The 16,967-nt window shown below is 62.4% G+C and carries 14 protein-coding genes; 7 read left to right on the forward strand and 7 right to left on the reverse strand.

All coding sequences use genetic code 11. From position 1 onward, the window contains the following. Positions 1 to 165: 165 nt before the first annotated feature. From bioB to bioA, 6 genes are read left to right on the forward strand one after another with little or no spacing between them, the layout of a single operon-like run. Complete coding sequence (bioB, locus tag RVM26_RS12270) at positions 166 to 1,254, forward strand: biotin synthase BioB (protein WP_498938879.1); 1,089 nt, start codon at positions 166 to 168, stop codon at positions 1,252 to 1,254. After that, on the forward strand, positions 1,247 to 2,386 hold the full coding sequence (gene bioF / locus RVM26_RS12275; protein WP_287808475.1) for an 8-amino-7-oxononanoate synthase: 1,140 nt from the start codon (positions 1,247 to 1,249) through the stop codon (positions 2,384 to 2,386). Before bioB ends, bioF begins: the two co-directional genes overlap by 8 nt. Continuing rightward, positions 2,383 to 3,102 (forward strand): alpha/beta hydrolase family protein, encoded by a 720-nt coding sequence (locus RVM26_RS12280; RefSeq protein ID WP_498938881.1) that lies wholly within the window; start codon positions 2,383 to 2,385, stop codon positions 3,100 to 3,102. The genes bioF and RVM26_RS12280 overlap by 4 nt, the downstream gene beginning before the upstream one ends. Beyond that, positions 3,099 to 3,884: a methyltransferase domain-containing protein gene (locus tag RVM26_RS12285; protein WP_498938882.1), complete on the forward strand. Its 786-nt coding sequence runs from the start codon at positions 3,099 to 3,101 to the stop codon at positions 3,882 to 3,884. Before RVM26_RS12280 ends, RVM26_RS12285 begins: the two co-directional genes overlap by 4 nt. Further along, the gene (bioD, locus tag RVM26_RS12290) at positions 3,881 to 4,603 is read left to right on the forward strand and encodes an ATP-dependent dethiobiotin synthetase BioD (RefSeq protein WP_498938884.1); all 723 of its coding nucleotides are present in this window, start codon (positions 3,881 to 3,883) and stop codon (positions 4,601 to 4,603) included. The genes RVM26_RS12285 and bioD overlap by 4 nt, the downstream gene beginning before the upstream one ends. Beyond that, entirely contained in the window at positions 4,600 to 5,868 is a 1,269-nt protein-coding gene (gene bioA / locus RVM26_RS12295; RefSeq protein ID WP_498938886.1) for an aspartate aminotransferase family protein, read from the forward strand. The genes bioD and bioA overlap by 4 nt, the downstream gene beginning before the upstream one ends. 51 nt (positions 5,869 to 5,919) lie before the next feature. Here the strand turns inward: bioA and RVM26_RS12300 are convergent, their stop codons facing one another. The 6 genes from RVM26_RS12300 to RVM26_RS12325 all read right to left on the reverse strand — a co-directional run bounded on the left by RVM26_RS12300 (position 5,920) and on the right by RVM26_RS12325 (position 12,984). Continuing rightward, positions 5,920 to 6,633 (reverse strand): SIR2 family NAD-dependent protein deacylase, encoded by a 714-nt coding sequence (locus RVM26_RS12300; protein WP_498938888.1) that lies wholly within the window; start codon positions 6,631 to 6,633, stop codon positions 5,920 to 5,922. A 32-nt stretch (positions 6,634 to 6,665) separates the two neighbouring features. After that, on the reverse strand, positions 6,666 to 8,432 hold the full coding sequence (gene aceK, locus RVM26_RS12305; protein ID WP_498938890.1) for a bifunctional isocitrate dehydrogenase kinase/phosphatase: 1,767 nt from the start codon (positions 8,430 to 8,432) through the stop codon (positions 6,666 to 6,668). 67 nt (positions 8,433 to 8,499) lie between these two features. Continuing rightward, the gene (locus RVM26_RS12310; protein WP_498938892.1) at positions 8,500 to 9,057 is read right to left on the reverse strand and encodes a CIA30 family protein; all 558 of its coding nucleotides are present in this window, start codon (positions 9,055 to 9,057) and stop codon (positions 8,500 to 8,502) included. A 96-nt stretch (positions 9,058 to 9,153) separates the two neighbouring features. Then, positions 9,154 to 10,587 (reverse strand): permease, encoded by a 1,434-nt coding sequence (gene eat, locus RVM26_RS12315; RefSeq protein WP_498938894.1) that lies wholly within the window; start codon positions 10,585 to 10,587, stop codon positions 9,154 to 9,156. Positions 10,588 to 10,739: 152 nt separating this feature from the next. Further along, positions 10,740 to 11,579, reverse strand: coding sequence for an ethanolamine ammonia-lyase subunit EutC (gene eutC, locus RVM26_RS12320; protein ID WP_498938896.1), 840 nt, complete (start codon positions 11,577 to 11,579; stop codon positions 10,740 to 10,742). A 1-nt stretch (position 11,580) separates the two neighbouring features. Continuing rightward, entirely contained in the window at positions 11,581 to 12,984 is a 1,404-nt protein-coding gene (locus RVM26_RS12325) for an ethanolamine ammonia-lyase subunit EutB (protein WP_096922128.1), read from the reverse strand. 212 nt (positions 12,985 to 13,196) lie between these two features. Between RVM26_RS12325 and RVM26_RS12330 the strand changes: the two genes are divergently transcribed. Then, positions 13,197 to 14,156 (forward strand): helix-turn-helix domain-containing protein, encoded by a 960-nt coding sequence (locus RVM26_RS12330; protein ID WP_096922127.1) that lies wholly within the window; start codon positions 13,197 to 13,199, stop codon positions 14,154 to 14,156. Here the strand turns inward: RVM26_RS12330 and RVM26_RS12335 are convergent. After that, positions 14,149 to 16,956 (reverse strand): putative bifunctional diguanylate cyclase/phosphodiesterase, encoded by a 2,808-nt coding sequence (locus tag RVM26_RS12335; RefSeq protein WP_498938898.1) that lies wholly within the window; start codon positions 16,954 to 16,956, stop codon positions 14,149 to 14,151. The two genes, RVM26_RS12330 and RVM26_RS12335, sit on opposite strands and share 8 nt — an antisense overlap. Between the last annotated feature and the right edge of the window lie 11 nt (positions 16,957 to 16,967).

The raw sequence follows: 16,967 nt of genomic DNA on the forward strand, positions 1-16,967 counted from the left end.
GCTCCAGTGGGTCGTCAAAGGGCGCAGAGTATAAAGCAGGCCACACATCCTGACGAATACTCCCTACAGCCAAGCACCGGTAAACCAACTCTCTTCAAAAAGTTGACACCCTCAGCACAGCCCCGCTAGAGTCCTGTCAACTTCCAAAAGAATATAGGTTTACCCGTGACCACTCACACGACGGCTTCTCACTCGGCTGACACCGCTCCGCGCCATGACTGGACCCTCAAGGAAATCGACGCGCTGTTTGCGTTGCCCTTCAACGACCTGCTGTTTCAGGCCCAGCAGGTGCATCGGGCACACTTCGATGCCAACGCAGTGCAGGTGTCTACCCTGCTGTCGATCAAGACCGGGGCCTGCCCGGAAGACTGCAAGTACTGCCCCCAGTCGGGTCACTACAACACTCAGTTGGAAAAAGAGAAGCTGCTGGAAATAGAGAAAGTGGTGGCCCAGGCCAAGGCCGCCAAAGAGGCGGGCGCCAGCCGCTTCTGCATGGGAGCGGCCTGGCGCAGCCCCCGGGACAAGGATCTGCTGGCGGTGGAAGAGATGGTGCGCCAGGTGAAAGCGCTGGGGCTCGAAACCTGCATGACGCTGGGCATGGTCGATGGTGAACAGGCCACCCGGCTGGCCGCTGCGGGGCTGGACTACTACAACCACAACCTCGACACCTCCCCCGACTACTACGGCGAGATCATCACCACGCGCACCTACAGCGACCGCCTGGAAACTCTGGCCACCGTGCGCGACGCCGGTATGAAAGTGTGTTCTGGCGGTATTCTCGGCATGGGCGAAGGCGCCCAGGATCGCAGCGCGCTGCTGCAACAGCTGGCCAGGCTCTTTCCGCATCCTGAGTCGGTGCCGATCAACATGCTGGTAAAGGTGCCGGGCACCCCGCTGGAAAACGCGGAGGACCTGGACCCGCTGACGTTCATCCGCGCCATTGCCGTGGCGCGCATCATGATGCCCCAGAGCCATGTGCGCCTCTCGGCAGGCCGCGAGCAGATGAGCCAATCCACCCAGGCGCTTGCCTTTCTGGCCGGTGCCAACTCGATCTTCTACGGCGACAAGCTGTTGACCACCGGCAACCCCCAGGCAGAGCGCGACCGCGCGCTGTTTGCCAAGCTGGGCCTGCACCCCGAGCGCCGCGACACCTGCGAAGACGACACGCAGCATAGCGAGCGGCTGGCTCAGCAGGCTCAGCGCAATGCCCAGGCCGAACGCGCCGCGGCGCTGGCGGTGGACGCCAGTGTCTGAGGCGTGGCAGCAGCGCTTGGCAACCGCCCGCGACCAGCGGGAGCGCCTGCATCGCTGGCGCTCCCGCCGAGTCGCGTCTCACGATGCGCTGGACTTTGCCGGCAACGACTACCTGGGCCTCGCCCAGGACCCACGGGTGCAGGCCGCCCAGGCAGAAGGCGCCAAGCGCTTTGGTGCCGGGGCCGGGGCGTCGCATCTGGTCAGCGGCCACCTGGGCATTCACGACGCCCTGGAAGCTGCGCTGGCCGAGTGGACCGGGCGCGAGCGGGCGCTGCTGTTCTCCACCGGCTATATGGCGAACCTGGGCGTGCTGCAAGCGCTGGCGGATTCCCACACCGCGATTTTTCAGGACCGCCTCAATCACGCCTCGCTACTCGACGGGGCCGCGCTGAGCGGCGCCCGTTCCCGACGCTACCACCACCGCGATGGCCAGGATCTGGCGCGTTTACTGGCGCACAGCCGGGCCACCCATCAGCTGGTGGTGAGCGACGGCGTGTTCAGCATGGACGGTGATATCGCCGACATCGAACAGCTCGCCCACCTCAGCCAGCAACATGGCGCCTGGCTGATGATCGACGATGCCCACGGACTTGGTGTCCTCGGCGAAAACGGCGCAGGCTGCGTGGCAGGCTTCAATAGCCAGCAGGTGCCGATTCTGGTCGGCACCCTGGGCAAAGCGCTGGGCACCGCGGGCGCTTTCGTGGCGGGGGATGCGGCACTGATCGAACACTTGATTCAGTTTGCCCGCAGCTATGTGTACACCACCGCCCAACCGCCCGGCATTGCCGCCGCCACCCTGGAAGCGCTCACCATCGTCCAGCGGGAACCGGAGCACCGCCAGCGGCTTGCGCGCCACATCGACTACTTCCGCCAGCAGGCCACGGCCCTGGGGCTTCCTTTGGGCCACTCCCAAACGCCGATTCAGCCGCTGCTGCTGGGTAGCGAGCAGCGCACCATGGCCTGGGCCGCCCGTTTCGATAAACACAACGTTCAGGTAGGCGCGATACGCCCGCCCACGGTGGCCAACGGCGAGGCGCGACTGCGTATCACCCTGAGCGCCCGCCACACCCAAAGCGATATCGATCGGCTACTGGAGATCGCCGCCGCCTGCCTGCACGAGGAGCAGCGATGAAGCTCATCCTACTCTCGGGCTGGGGCGTCGACCACCGCATCTGGCAGACGCTTTCAGAACACTGGCCCAGCCCTGTCGAGCCCAGCGCAGTGGAGTGGCCCGGCTACGGCGATGCTCCAGCGCTACCTACCCCCACGAGCATTGACGCGCTCGCCAAGCGTATGGCCCCCGAGCTACCCAGCGACGCCGTCTGGGTAGGCTGGTCGCTGGGTGGATTGCTGGCCACAGCGCTGCTCGATCACTTGCCGCCGCCCAAGGCCCTGCTGCTACTGGGTGCAGGCAGTCGTTTTTGCAGTGACGGGAAGGATGGCGGTGTGACACACGAGGAGCTGGCCAGCTTTCAGCGCGCTTTCCGCCACGCCCCCGTTGCCACGTGGCGACACTTTCTACGCTGGCAGGCCCAAGGCGAGCCCAACGCCCGTGAGGCCCACCGCCAGCTACGCGCACGGTTAGGCGAGACTCCCCACGCCGATACCGACACGCTCGCGCAAGGGCTCATGTGGCTTGAAACGCTGGATAACCGGGCACTGCTTGCCAGCCCTCCCTGCCCTATCCGCCGTTTGGCGGGCGCTCACGACCCGCTGCTACCAAGCAGCACGCGCCAGCAAGCGCTTCGGCTGGAAGCCGCAGGGCACTGCCCCATGCTCTCCCAACCCGCCCCACTGGCAGCAAGGCTGGCCGAGCAGGCCACGCACGCGCTACAGGAGCCGCGATGAACTCACCGCTCACCTCGCTGCCACTGCCCCGGTGGCAGGAGCGTGTCGCTCGGGCTTTTTCACGGGCGGCACCACGCTATGACACCCTCGCCAGCGCCCAGCGCGACATTGGCGAAACGCTCTGGCAAACGCTGCCGGAGAGTGCCCAGCACGTGCTCGACCTGGGCTGCGGCACCGGCTACTGGACCCAGAGGCTGGCCACCCGTTACCCGGAGGCCGCCATCACCGGGCTCGACTTGGCCCCAGGCATGCTCGCCTACGCCCAGGCAACCTATGGCGAGGCTATCCGCTGGCAGTTGGGGGACGCCGCGGCGCTGCCGCACAACGACGCCAGCGTTGAGCTGGTGTTCTCCAACCTGGCGATTCAGTGGTGCCCGAGCATCGAGGATGTCATGCAGGAGCTGGCGCGGGTGCTTGCCCCTGGCGGGCAGGCGCGCATCACTACCCTGCTGCCCGGCACGCTTCATGAGGTGGCCACCGCCTGGCAGCGGCCCGAGGCCCTGCTGCAAACGCCAGACGCCAGCACCGTGCGACGGGCGATTGCGCGAAGCGGCTTGCGGCTTACCCACCACGTGTGCGAGCAGCGACGCTTTTTCTACCCCGACCTGAATGCCGTCATGGCCTCCATCAAGGGCGTGGGCGCTCAGGTGGCAAGACCCGACGCGCAGCTCACCCGCCAGGCACTGACCGATGCCCGGTTGCGCTATGAAGCACTACGCACGCCGCGGGGACTGCCGGTGAGCTACCACTGCCTGACGCTATGTCTGGAAAGCGCGAAATGAACAACACCTATTTCATCACCGGTACCGACACCGATGCGGGCAAGACCCTGGCCGCCAGCGCACTGCTGTGTGCTGCCCGTCAGCGCCAGTACACCACGCTGGGGTTGAAACCGATTGCCTCCGGCAGCGAGGCCACGCCCAACGGCCTGCGCAACCGCGATGCCCTGGCACTACAGGCGCAAAGCTTCCCGCCAGTGGATTACCCAACGATCAACCCCTGGGCCTTTGCTCCCGCCATTGCGCCGCATCTCGCCGCCCTGGAAGCAGGTGCGGTGCTTAACGTGGCAAGGGTTACTCAGGCGCTCAGCGACACGTTAACCGACACGCCACGGGATCTGACGCTAATCGAAGGCGCCGGCGGCTGGCGAGTGCCGCTGAACGAAGCGGAGGACTTTTCCGACCTGCCCCGTGCGCTCGGGCTGCCGGTGACTCTGGTGGTTGGGCTGAAGCTGGGTTGCCTGAACCATGCAAGGCTCACCGCCGAGGCCATCGCCACCGATGGCTTAACGCTGGCGGGCTGGGTAGGCAGCGTAGTGGACTCAGCCTTTGCCGACGACAGCCCGCGTTTTGCAGCCAATGTGGCGCTGCTGAAACGCGCTCTGCCCGCCCCTTGCTTGGGCATCATTCCTCATTTGGCCACGGCGGATGCGGCCACCGCGCAGCGCTACCTCTCCCTTGATGCGCTGCTCCCCCTCGCCACCCCGGAGGTGACGCCATGAACTCCCCCGTTTGGCACCCCTATGCCCATCTCAAAACCCAAACGCCTGCGCCAAAAGTGGTCGGCGGCAGCGGCAGCTACTTCACGCTGGAAAGCGGTGAGCGCCTGCTGGATGCCACCTGCTCCTGGTGGTGCATGATTCACGGCTACGGCCATCCGCGCCTCGTCGCCGCCATTCGCGAGCAGGCGGGGGAGCTTTGCCATGTGATGCTGGGCGGCCTGACCCACGACCCCGCCGACCAGCTCGCGCAAGAGCTGGTGCGCATTACCCCGCCAGGGCTGAATCATGTGTTCTACTCCGATAGCGGCTCGGTGGGCATGGAAGTGGCCATGAAGATGGCGCTGCAGTACCAGGTGCTCATCGGCCACCCCGGCAAGCGCAAAATGCTCTCGCTGATGAAGGCGTACCACGGCGACACCACCGGCTGCATGGCGGTGTGCGATCCCGAAGAGGGCATGCACAGCCTGTTCGCCAGCCTGCTGCCCCAGCACCACTTCGCCCCAGCCCCCACGGCCCCGTTCGACGCGACACCGGAGCAGGTTGAGCGGGACCTCGCCGCGCTGCGGGAAGTGCTAGCGCGCCACCACCATGAAATTGCCGCGCTACTGATGGAGCCGCTGCTGCAAGCGGCGGGCGGGCTGAACATGACTTCACCCCACTACCTGCGCGGTGCGCGAGCGCTGTGCGATGAGTTTGGCGTGCTGCTGATTTTTGATGAAGTCGCCACCGGCTTTGGCCGTACCGGCAAGCTGTTTGCCGCCGACCACGCAGGCGTCACGCCGGATATCATGGTGCTCTCCAAAGGGCTGACCGGCGGCTACTTGGGCCATGCGGCCACGCTGGCTACCGACCGGGTTCACGGGGCATTTATTGGCGACAGCGAGCACCACGCGTTCATGCACGGCCCCACCTTTATGGGCAACCCCCTGGCCTGCCGCGTGGCGCTGGAGAGCCTAAGGGTGTTCGAAGAGGAGCATTACCTGGAGAAAATTGCCGCGCTCAGCCAAACGTTACAGCGCGAGCTGCTGGAAGACGTAGCGCTGCGCGCACATCCCGCCGTAGCGGATGTGCGCGTGTTGGGCGCAACGGCGGTGATCGAAGCCCACAGCAGCGAAGCGCTGAAAGGCGTTGCCGCATTTGCCCGAGCGCGGGGCGTGTGGCTGCGCCCCATTGGCCGCTGGCTTTACACCATGCCCGCCTATATCGCGACAGATGCCGAGCTGACCCAGATTACTGGGGTGATGAAAGCGTGGTTTTTGGAATAGCGCCTCTAGTGTGCCAACCCACGGTTCGCTCAACCTTCGCCCTGCGCTAAGTCAGGGTAAAATTAAATTTCCCTGCTTACGCCACTGGTTAACCAGCGCCGGCACGCCTTCTCCCGCCGTGGTATTGATCGCCAACACGCCGGGGGGGCTAAGCTCATCGGCGTCGGGGTCTACCAGAGCGCAGGGGGTGTCGTAATCGATATAGGTGAGCAGCGATGCGGCGGGCATCACCGCCAACGAGGTGCCGACGACGAGCAGGAAATCCGCTTGACTCACCAGCTCGCAGGCCTCTTCGAACAGCGGCACCGCCTCACCAAACCACACCACGTCCGGGCGCAGCTGGCTGCCCTTATCGCACACATCGCCCAGCGCAATACCGCCCTTGGGTAGCCGGTAGCGAAGCCGCATATCGACAGAAGAGCGGGCCTTTAAAATCTCGCCGTGCAGGTGCAGCACGTGGCGGGAGCCTGCCCGCTCGTGCAGGTCATCAATGTTCTGAGTAATCACGCTGACCTTGAAGCCCTCCTGCTCCAGCGCCGCCAGCGCTTTATGGGCGACGTTGGGCTTCGCGCGGCGGATCTGATCACGGCGCTGGTTATAGAACGCCAACACCCGCTCTGGGTCTTGCCGCCACCCTTGCGGCGTGGCGACCTCCTCCACCGGGTGATTCTCCCAGAGGCCATCGCTGGCGCGGAAGGTTTGAATGCCGCTCTCCGCGCTGATTCCCGAGCCGGTAAATACCACCAAGTGCGGGGCTGATGTCATGCGATCCTCGGCTTACGTCGTCCAGTAAATGCCTAATGTACCAGTTGCCCCACGGTGCCCGCGAATCGCTGCTTGTTGCGATACGGGTAAACGTCAATCACCCGCCCCTCCAGAATCGCCCGCTGCAGCGCCAGCCAGTAGCCCGGGTCGAACAGCTCCGGGTGCTGCTCCATAAATAGTGCGCGCAGTTCCGGGTTGGCAAACATAAACGGGCCAAACTCTTCGGGGAAGATATCGTTGGGGCCACTGGAAAGGCTGGCACCGCCATCCATGTAACTGTCGACCCCCTGGGATTTGGGAATATGGCGGAAGCGGCACTCGGTGAGATAGCTCACCTCGTCGTAGTCGTAGAAAATCACCCTCCCGTGGCGGGTAACACCAAAATTTTTCAGCAGCATATCGCCAGGAAAAATATTCGCTGCTGCCATCTGTTTGATGGCATTGCCGTAATCCTTCAGCACCATCACTCGCTCATCGACGCTGCACTGCTCCAGGTAAATATTCAGCGGTGTCATCATTCGCTCGGTGTAGCAGTGCTTGATGATCACCTTGTCGCCTTTCAGCGATACCGTGGAAGGGGCAACTTCCAGCAAATGGGCCAGACACTCCGGCGCGAAGTGATCCTGACGCACGATGAAGTTGGAAAACTCCTGGGTATCGGCCATGCGCCCTACCCGGTCGTGGCGTTTTACCAGCCGATACTTCTCCCGCACGATGGCGTGGGTGACCTCTTTGGCGGGGTCGAACTTATCCTTGATGATCTTGAACACGGTGCGAAAGCTCGGCAGCACGAATACCGCCATCACCATGCCCCGCACCCCCGGCGCGATCATGAAGCGCTCTTCGCGCTTGGCCACCTGCTGGTTCAGGGCGCGAAAAAACTCGGTTTTGCCGTGTTTGAAAAAGCCGATGGCAGCGTACAGCTCGCCTTCCGGCTTGTGGGGCATGAGCTGTTTCAGGTAGCCCACGAACTCCCCGGGAACCGGCACATCGACCTGAAAGTAAGCACGGGTGAACGAGAAGATGATCGACACTTCATCGGTTTCGGTGAGCACGGTATCCAGATGCAGGCGGGGGTCACCGCCCTGCTGCTCGCCGTACCCTTCGCCATGCAGAATCGGCAGCACCAGCGGCACCTGCTCGCCGCCGCCGAGTATACGCCCCACCAGGTAGGCCCCTTTGTTGCGGTAGAAGACGCTGTTGAGCAGCTCTACCCGCGCATCTGCCGCCTGCCAGAGGCGGGCGGGCAGCTGGGCTTCCAGCAAGCCCGCCCCCAACTGGCTATCGCGTTCCAGATGGGCAAAGGGCGTCTCCAGCGGTGCCTCTTGCAGCGCCCAGGCCAGCGCTCCGGCCCAGTCGCCGTTGACCGCATGACGGCGGCACAGCTCGATGCCCGAACGGTGCGCGGCATCTTCACGGGAGCTGTAGACGAACATCCAGTCGTTGCGAATATGACGATGCTCGAACACCGAACAGAACAGCGAGTTGAAAAAGGTCTCTGCCAGCTCGTAATCCAACCGCTGGCCGATCAGGTTGGCGTAGTGTCGGCGGGCTTCTCGCCAGGTCTCGCAGTGGGCCAGCACGTCCTGGGGAAACGTACGCTGCAGGCGCCCCAGCGTGTCCTGAACTTTTTCGCCGTATAGATTGATCCGCGCCGCCGAGGCTTGCTGCGCCTCGCGCCACGCCGCATCGCGAAAGCGGCGGCTGGCGTCCTGAGTGATCTGCTGGAAGCGTGCACGGTACTCATCGAACCCATGCAGTACCGTCGCCGCCAGGCGGTAGGCCGGAGAGTGTTTCATCAAGCGGGCTCACATCGATAAAAGGCTTCACAGACTCCTCGAAAGGCAAACTACATACGAGACGACCTTAGTCCTGTGAAAATGAGTCATGTGAAAATGAGTCCTGTGAAAAGGAGTCCTGCGAATACGTGGCGATGAAGGCAATTTCCAGCCGAAACGGTCCGGCGGTGCGGTCGGCAATCAGAAAGCCCAACTGGTGAACGGTGCCGGGCTCGAGCGGCAGCGCGTTGGACAGCAGCGTCCCCCGGCGCACGGCGTCGAACTGCGCCCAGCTGAAATGCAGCGTTTCCCACTGCTGGGCACTGGGCGCGAACGCCACGCGGTAGGCACTTGCATCGTCCAGCGCGTGGCTTTTGAGGCGCAGTTGATAGCGACGGCCATCGCCGCGCACCCGCAGCGCGATGCCCTTGGCCTGGGCCAGGGTTGGCTCAAACGCGCCGGGCTCACGGCGCACCGAGGCAAAGCCGCCGCCATTTTCCAGCGAGACCTCTCCATAGAAGCAGCCATGCCTCTCTTCCACACGAAAGCCGCTGTGGGACACGCCGCCCATCACGCCATCGTCCACGGCGTACCAGCGCGCCTGTTCGGCATCGCCCAGAGCTGGGTCGGTAAAATCGAGCATCATCACGGTTTCCCTCTGTCGCTTGGCCAATGAGCCCGCCTTGGCACCAGGGCCAGAGGCGGGCTGCCGAGCTTCAGACTAGGTGATTCGCCACGCTGATTAAAGCTTGGCGGCGGCGACGCCCGCAGCAGAGGGCTCGATCTCTTCTGGCGCCGCAGTGACCAGCGCGAACTCCTCCTCGGCCGTTTTCGCCACCAGATGATTTTTACTGTATAGGAAGTAGTAAGCCGCCCCCGCCACAAACAGCAGGAGGGTGTAGTTGAATGCGCGGGGGTCGAAGGCGTATACACCGGTCATGGCCACCAGCGACAGTACTAGGGCCACCGACGAGGTGACGATACCACCCGGCGTTCTGTAGGGGCGCGGCAGCTCAAGCTGTTTGAGGCGCAGCCAGATATGGCTGAACGCCATCAGCGCATAGGAAATGGTCGCCCCCACGACGGCCATGCCCAGCATCAGGTCACCCTCCCCGCTCAGCGAGGCAAGGAAGCCAAACACCCCCGGCACGATGAGCGCCAGGTAAGGCACTTTACGTTCGCTGGTCAGAGACAGCCGTTTAGGCAGATAGCCCGCCCGGGAGAGCGCAAACACCAGGCGGCTGTAGCCATAAATGATCGAGAAGAACGAGGCAATCAAGCCCGCCAGGCCCAGCACATTGACCAGGGTCGCCAGCGTCGGGTTGCCTGCAGCATTCAAGGCATCCACCAGCGGCACGCCGCTTTGGCCGATCATCTCGGCGCTGGTGGCTCCCGCCAGCAGCACGACCACCAGCAGTGCCGTGAACAGCAAAAACAGCATGGCACCGATGATGCCCTTGGGCATGTCGCGGGCGGGGTCTTTGGCTTCTTCCGCCGCCAACGGCACGCCTTCTACCGCCAGGAACAGCCACATGCCGAAGGGCAGTGCCGCCCAGATACCGTACCAGCCAAAGGGCATGAAGGTACTCGCCCCCGCCGCCTCGGTGGGTGCAATATCGAACAGGTTGGCCGCATCGAAGTCACCGATCAGCGCCACGGCGGTGGCCAGAATCGCAAAGACCGCCAAGCCGCTGATCACCATCATCACCTTCAGCGCTTCGCCCACCCCGGCGAGGTGAATGCCGATGAACACCGCATAAAACAGCAGATACACCAGCGGGCCGTTGACACCCAACAAGGCCTCGACCGCCGCACCGATGAAGATCACGATGGCTGCAGGCGCCAGCGCGTATTCGATCAATACCGCCAGCCCCGTCAAGTAGCCTCCCGCCGGCCCCATGGCTTGGCGGGCAAAGCTGTAGCCCCCGCCTGCCGCCGGGATCGCTGCGGACATTTCGGCCAGGGAGAGCACCAGAGCCAGGTACATCACGGCCATCAGACAGGCGGCGATGGCAAAGCCCCCCCAGCCCGCTTCGGCAATACCAAAGTTCCAGCCCGCAAAATCCCCCGAAATAACGTAGGAAACCCCAAGTCCCGCCAGCAGCATCCAGCCTGCCGTACCCTTACGCAGCTGGCGCTTCGCCAGATACGTCTGATCAACCGTTGGTTGTGTCATGGTCTCGCCCTTTTTCAGTGTGGAACGCAATGGGTGTCAGCGGCGTGCTGCGTTGTTTGCGTTGTGATTGGCGATGTTCTTGTTGTGTGGAAATGGCCGTTCAGAGCGCGAGCGGAGAAGTCATCTCGCGTCTTGAGCCGTCGCCTGTTTTTTCAATCGGCCACGAGGAAATTCCGGGTCGAGTGGCTGCCCTCCAGCACGTTGTCTTCGCTGCGGTCCTTGAGCTTCACGCCAGAGAGCTTGCGCTCCCGCGCTTCGCGCAACAGCAGCAGTAGTCGCCTTGCCGCCTCTGCATAGGCCAGTCCAGCGGGGCGCACGTTGGAGATGCAGTTGCGTCGGTCATCCTTCAAGCCCACTTCGGGGGCCCAGGTCATGTAGAGTCCCAGGCTATCCGGCGAGCTGAGGCCGGGGCGCTCACCAATCATCACCAGCACGGCGTCGGCATTGAGCAGCGCGCCCACTTCATCGCCAATGGCCACGCGCCCCTGCTCGACGAGGGTCAGCGGCGCCAGCTGCCAGTCGTGGTGGTCGCGCTGCAGTGCGTCGTAAAGGGCGGCCAGAAACGGGGCGCTGTTCTGCTGCACTGCCAAAGCCGAGAGGCCATCCACCACCACCACCGCCAGGTCATAGCGCTGGCCGCTCTCCGCCGCTTGCTGCAGTGCCTGCCGGGATGGCTCGTCGAGCCGTCGGCCGTAGTCGGGGCGCTGCAGGTACATGGCACGGTGTTCAGCGCGGCTGTGTACCACCAGCGGCGCGCTGGCCAACGCCAGTTGCCGGGTGAGTTCATCGGCCAGTGCGTCGCACGCGAGCGGGCAGTGCACTGCGTCCTGGGCTTGGGCATGGGCCAGTTGAAATGCCAGCAGCTGATGGGTGGGCAGGCTCACCCCGGCACGCCCCAGCCCGATACGCGCATCGGTAAAAGCGCGCAAGCGCTCCCAAGGGTTTTCGATGACGATGGGCGCCTTGGTGTCCTGCGAGGGTGGCTTCGGCATCTTAGTCGCTCCCTTTCGGCAAGTGACGCAGGCTGTTGGCAAAGGCAGCGGGAAGCTGGTCGTTCAGGCGATGGGTACTCACATCCTGGAAGATCTGCATCCTGGCCAGCCACTGTTCGAACTCCGGCGCGGCTTTCAGCCCCAGCACCCGGCGGGCATAGAGCGCGTCGTGAAACGAGGTGGTTTGATAGTTGAGCATGATGTCGTCGGAGCCGGGGATACCCATCACGAAATTGCAGCCCGCCACGCCCAGCAGCGTCAGCAGGTTATCCATATCGTTCTGGTCGGCGTTGGCGTGGTTGGTGTAGCACACGTCACACCCCATCGGCACGCCCAATAGCTTGCCGCAGAAGTGATCCTCGAGCCCCGCACGTGTGATCTCCTTGCCGTCGTACAGATATTCAGGGCCGATGAACCCGACCACCGTATTGACCAGCAGCGGGTTGAACTTGCGCGCCACAGCGTAGGCGCGAGCTTCGCAGGTTTGCTGGTCCAGCCCGTGGTGGGCGTCGGCCGAGAGCGAGCTGCCCTGGCCGGTTTCGAAATACATCACGTTGCGACCTACGCTACCTCTGTTCAGCGTTTGTGCGGCGGCTTCGGCTTCCGCCAGGGTGCTCAAATCGAACCCGAAGCTGCGGTTGGTGGCTTCGGTGCCGCCGATGGATTGAAACACCAGGTCCACCGGCGCGCCCTGCTCGATGGCTTCCAGGGTATTGGTGACGTGAGTGAGCACGCAGGATTGGGTGGGAATCTCGTATTTCTGAATCACCTCATCCATCAGGCGCATCAGCTTGATGCTTTGGGCGACGTTATCGGTGGCGGGGTTGATGCCGATCACCGCATCGCCACTGCCATACAGCAGGCCATCGAGAATGCTGGCCGCGATACCGGTCACGTCATCGGTGGGGTGATTGGGCTGCAGGCGAGTGGAAAGCCGTCCCGGCAGGCCGATGGTATTACGAAACGCCGTGGTCACCTGACACTTCTTCGCCACCAGCATCAGGTCCTGGTTGCGCATCAGCTTGCTCACTGCTGCGGCCATTTCCGGTGTGATGCCGGGGCGGGCAGCGGCCAGGGCCTCGCTGGTGGCGTGATCAGAGAGCAGCCAGTTGCGGAAGTCGCCCACGGTGAGATGCTGCAGCGGTGCAAAGGCCTGGGCATCGTGGTCATCGATGATCAGGCGAGTGATTTCATCCTGCTCGTAGGGAATCAGCGCTTCGTTCAAGAAGGTCGTGAGCGGCAGCTCCGCCAGTACCATCTGGGCCACCACCCGCTCTTCGGCAGTGTCTGCCATGACGCCGGCCAGTCGATCACCCGAACGCGGCGGCGTGGCTTTGGCCATCAGCTCGGTCAGCCCCTTGAATCGATAATGGCGGCTGCCCACCGTCGAGTGATAGTGCGCCATAGGCCTCTCCTGCCCTGCCTCGTATTGGGCTGTGCTGTTTTGTGCTGGTAAACGGAACAAAACTTGCTTGTTGTCACAATAGCGCTATCACTTAACGGGGAGTATCGAGTTTTGGCAAACCACCTGACAGGATCGAAAAACAAACGAAAACAAAACCTTGCCAAAAACCCCATCGCAGAACAGACACATGGCGACACCTTCAGGAGCAGGTCATGGAGATGACGTTGTCGAATAACGCACCACAAAAGTGCACACGAGAAGCCTGCGATGCCGACGAGCACGCCCAGAACCTGACCCGCTGGCAGCAGCAGTACGACCAGCTCAGCCCAGGCCGCTTTTACGGGCGGCTGGATGAAATCGCGCTGCCCGCTGTCCAGCTCTTCAAGGAGCACACCGAACAGGCGCTGCGCCAGGACTGCCAGGTGTGGGAGGATTCGCTGTGGCTGGGGATTCCCGTTCGCCCCCACGGCTCACGCATCAATGGGCAACCCTTGGCAGGCAACCAGATCATGTGCCGCCCGGGTGGCCAGGCTTTCGAGCTGGTGACCCCTGGCCACTTCGATATCTACGGGCTGGTCGTGCGACTGCCTGCACTCTATGCTGCCGCTCAGCAGCAGGGTATTGCTTTGGATGAACGCTGGCGGCGGGAACCAAGACGCATGGTTCACCCATCGACACGGCACGCCTTGATGTTCGTTCTGGAGCGGCTACTGGGAGAACAAGGAGCCCCCGTTGCCGAACGGCTGCACCAGGACATCGTCATGATGGGCCTGCTGGAGCTATTGGGCACCTGGCAACCCAATGAGGAGCTTCCCCCCAGCCATGCACACCGCAAGGCAGTGGTGGACAGCGTCAAACGCTACGTCGAAGAGCATCACGAAGGGCCCATGACCATGGAAGCGCTATGCGATCTGACCCATGTCAGCCGACGCACGCTGCAATACAGCTTTACCTCCATTCTGGGGGTCAGCCCACTTCAGTTTTTACGCCTATCGCGGCTGAACCATGTGCGACGCGCCCTGCGCGCCGCCGAGCCGCCCCAGACGGTCACCGAGATTGCCACGTACTGGGGGTTTTGCCATTTGGGGCAGTTTGCCCACGACTATCGGCGTCAATTTGGCGAGTGCCCATCGGATACGCTGCGTACTCCCTTGGCAGGTCGCATCACTTGAGCCAGCGTTGGGCAAACTGCTGCGGGTCGAGCGGTGCGTCGTAAAAATAGCCCTGCGCCTGATAACAGCCCATTTCCAGCAGCGCTTCTGCCTGAGCCTGACACTCGATGCCCTCGGCGATGGTTTGCAGCCCCAATGTGTCGGCCATGGCGATGATCGTGGCCACGATGGTGCGGTCGCTATCACTGACCAGCATGTCACGGATGAACGAAATATCGATCTTGATCCGGTCGGCGGCAAAACGCTTCAGGTAGGCCAACGACGAATAGCCCGTGCCGAAATCGTCGATGGATAAGCCCAGGCCATGCCCCTTCAAGATCTCTGTGGTTGCGATGGCGTCCTCAGGGTGAGTCATGATGCCGCTTTCCGTGATCTCGACGCTCAGCTGGTCGGGGGCGATACTATGCTGTCGACAGCTATTCAGTAAGGTGGCCACCAGTTCGCTATCTTCAAACTGGTCTGCGGCAATATTGATGGAGAGCTGGCCGCTCAATTGGCACCCTTGACGCTGCCAGGCAGCCAACTGCTGGCACGCCTGCTCGATGACACAATTGCCCAGCGCCACGATCATCCCTCGATCTTCCGCAATAGGCACGAACTGACTGGGCGGGACTTCGCCAAGCTCATCGTCCCGCCAGCGACACAGCGCCTCGGCACCGATCAGTTCGCCGGTACGCATGTCGACCTGAGGTTGAAAGTGCAGATAAAGGGAGTGGTTGGACAGCGCCACTGCCAGGCGCTTGGCAATGCGTAGTTGATCGGCCACGGCGCGGCCCATCCAGTGTTCGAACGTACGAGCAGACAGCTTGTGACGTTTCGCTTGGTACATGGCGATATCCGCATGCTTTAATAACGCCTGCGCTGTTTGCCCGTGTACCGGATAGAGCGAAATGCCCACGCTGACCGATAATTCGCAAGAGTGCTGCTCTATAACAATAGGATTCTCTAAACTGTTGCATAGCCGCTCGGCGGTTATCAAGGCGCGGCCTTTATCGTTGGCGTTGTCACACACCACGACAAATTCATCTCCTCCCAGCCTCGCCAGGTACTCCCCGGCGGGCAATGCATGACGAAAGCGCTGGGCGACTTTTTTCAACACCAGATCGCCAATGTCATGTCCCGCGGTATCATTGATCTCCTTGAAGTGATTGAGATCCAGGAGCAGCAATGCAAAGCGCGAACTCGTCTTGCGAATCACTCGCTCTTCGAGGTGTTGAATGAAATCTGCCCGATTGGGGAGTTGGGTATCGGCATCGCAGAATGCCAGCTGTCGAATGCGCGCTTCATCTTTTTGACGTCCCAACTCCGAGGCAGCCCGCGCCGCGAAGATTTGCAGAACGGTGCAGACGATATGGGCATCCTCCAAAGGTGCCTTGAACATGACCCCGATGATGCCCACGGGCCGTCCTTCGACATCGTCCAGCCGACGCCCCACATAAGCATTGACCCATTCCAATGCGCCGTTGGCTTCCTTGGGCAAGCGGATACCTGCTCTTTCAAGAACGACGCACTCCTGCTCGATGAGCACATCCTGACACGGCACCCCGGCCAGATGGTAACTGAAAGGTGCCTGTGGCTGACCGTTCACGAACAGCGACAAGACGTTGGCGAGATTGGGGTCACGCTCATCTAGTGTGGCAATGAAGCCTACTTCGGCCGCCAACGCATTGGCCATGTGATCCGTCAGTTGGGTCAGAAAGGCCTGCCCATGCTGAGCCGAAACGGCTGTCGCCACCTGCGCCACTGCGTGCTGGATACGCGCTTCGGATCGCCGATGCAAGAGATTGTCGACCCCGAAGGCAACATCGTCAGCCAGCTCACTCAATAGCCGCAGCTCTCTTGTGGTTATCGTCGCGTCTTCTGCCTGGTAAAGGCACATGACACCCTGCCGTTGCCCTCGGTAGATCAGCGGCAGTGCAACGAAGGCATTGACACCAAGCTCTCGTAGCATGAAGGCCTGTTCAGGATATTCACCCGCCAACGACGGGGCCCAGACCACGGCTTCTTGGGTTTCCAGCGCCGTCAGCGCCAGGGCACGGCTGCCCCCTTCGATCAACAACTGCCTGGGGCTCAACCACGCCAGGTCGCCACTTTCTTCATCAACGCTGGCCGTGACCGGCCCCAGCTCACATTGGGCAAACGACGGCGGGCGCTCGTGCACCCAGGCAGCACTGTAGCCACCGACTTCGACCATGGCTCGGCAGGCTGCCTGGAGCAACCCCTGCTCGTCCGTGGCGTGAAAACGTGCTTCGTTGACGCGATTCAACAGCCTCAGGGCACGCTGCTTGCTGGCGATTTGTTCATCGGCTCTCGCGCCAACCTGACGTCGAGACAACTCGAACCCTGCCAGGGAAGCCACGATACGCAGCACTTCAGTGGCATAGTCGGGCAATTCGAGAGGGGCCGAGTGCATCATGGCAATGATGCCCTGACACTGCCCAGATGCGTCCGACATGGGCACGCCAAGATATCCTTCGGCATCATACACCGCCAGCTTGGGGTCATGAGGAAAGCGAGCAGCTACCTGGGATGGCATGTGGAAACAGGTGTCTGACGACACTTGGGCACACGGGGTATGCTTCAAATCGTAAATCGGCGCATCGACAAAGCCGCTGCACGACCATGTGGCCAGTGGCAGCGCTCTTTTCTTGCGAGGCTCGATACGCGCAATCATGACATGGTCGATATCGAGCAGAGCAGCAAGGGACTCAGCAACGTGACAAAAAAAATCACCCTGGCTGACACGCGTCAAGCTGGCGGCGAGTTGCTGAAAAATTTCTGGAGCCGTCGTGGAAGCCATGATATTTAGCG

The sequence above is a fragment of the Halomonas sp. KM072 genome, from assembly GCF_050710315.1.
GTDB classification, from domain to species: domain Bacteria; phylum Pseudomonadota; class Gammaproteobacteria; order Pseudomonadales; family Halomonadaceae; genus Vreelandella; species Vreelandella hamiltonii.

What these genes read in the sequence shown, in the direction of transcription:
- RVM26_RS12285 (WP_498938882.1), top strand. Translation starts at nt 3,099, where the DNA reads ATGAACTCACCGCTCACCTCGCTGCCACTGCCCCGGTGGCAGGAGCGT.
- RVM26_RS12310 (WP_498938892.1), bottom strand. Translation starts at nt 9,057, where the DNA reads ATGATGCTCGATTTTACCGACCCAGCTCTGGGCGATGCCGAACAGGCG.
- RVM26_RS12330 (WP_096922127.1), top strand. Translation starts at nt 13,197, where the DNA reads ATGGAGATGACGTTGTCGAATAACGCACCACAAAAGTGCACACGAGAA.
- RVM26_RS12300 (WP_498938888.1), bottom strand. Translation starts at nt 6,633, where the DNA reads ATGACATCAGCCCCGCACTTGGTGGTATTTACCGGCTCGGGAATCAGC.
- RVM26_RS12280 (WP_498938881.1), top strand. Translation starts at nt 2,383, where the DNA reads ATGAAGCTCATCCTACTCTCGGGCTGGGGCGTCGACCACCGCATCTGG.
- RVM26_RS12325 (WP_096922128.1), bottom strand. Translation starts at nt 12,984, where the DNA reads ATGGCGCACTATCACTCGACGGTGGGCAGCCGCCATTATCGATTCAAG.
- eutC (WP_498938896.1), bottom strand. Translation starts at nt 11,579, where the DNA reads ATGCCGAAGCCACCCTCGCAGGACACCAAGGCGCCCATCGTCATCGAA.
- bioA (WP_498938886.1), top strand. Translation starts at nt 4,600, where the DNA reads ATGAACTCCCCCGTTTGGCACCCCTATGCCCATCTCAAAACCCAAACG.
- eat (WP_498938894.1), bottom strand. Translation starts at nt 10,587, where the DNA reads ATGACACAACCAACGGTTGATCAGACGTATCTGGCGAAGCGCCAGCTG.
- RVM26_RS12335 (WP_498938898.1), bottom strand. Translation starts at nt 16,956, where the DNA reads ATGGCTTCCACGACGGCTCCAGAAATTTTTCAGCAACTCGCCGCCAGC.
- bioD (WP_498938884.1), top strand. Translation starts at nt 3,881, where the DNA reads ATGAACAACACCTATTTCATCACCGGTACCGACACCGATGCGGGCAAG.
- aceK (WP_498938890.1), bottom strand. Translation starts at nt 8,432, where the DNA reads ATGAAACACTCTCCGGCCTACCGCCTGGCGGCGACGGTACTGCATGGG.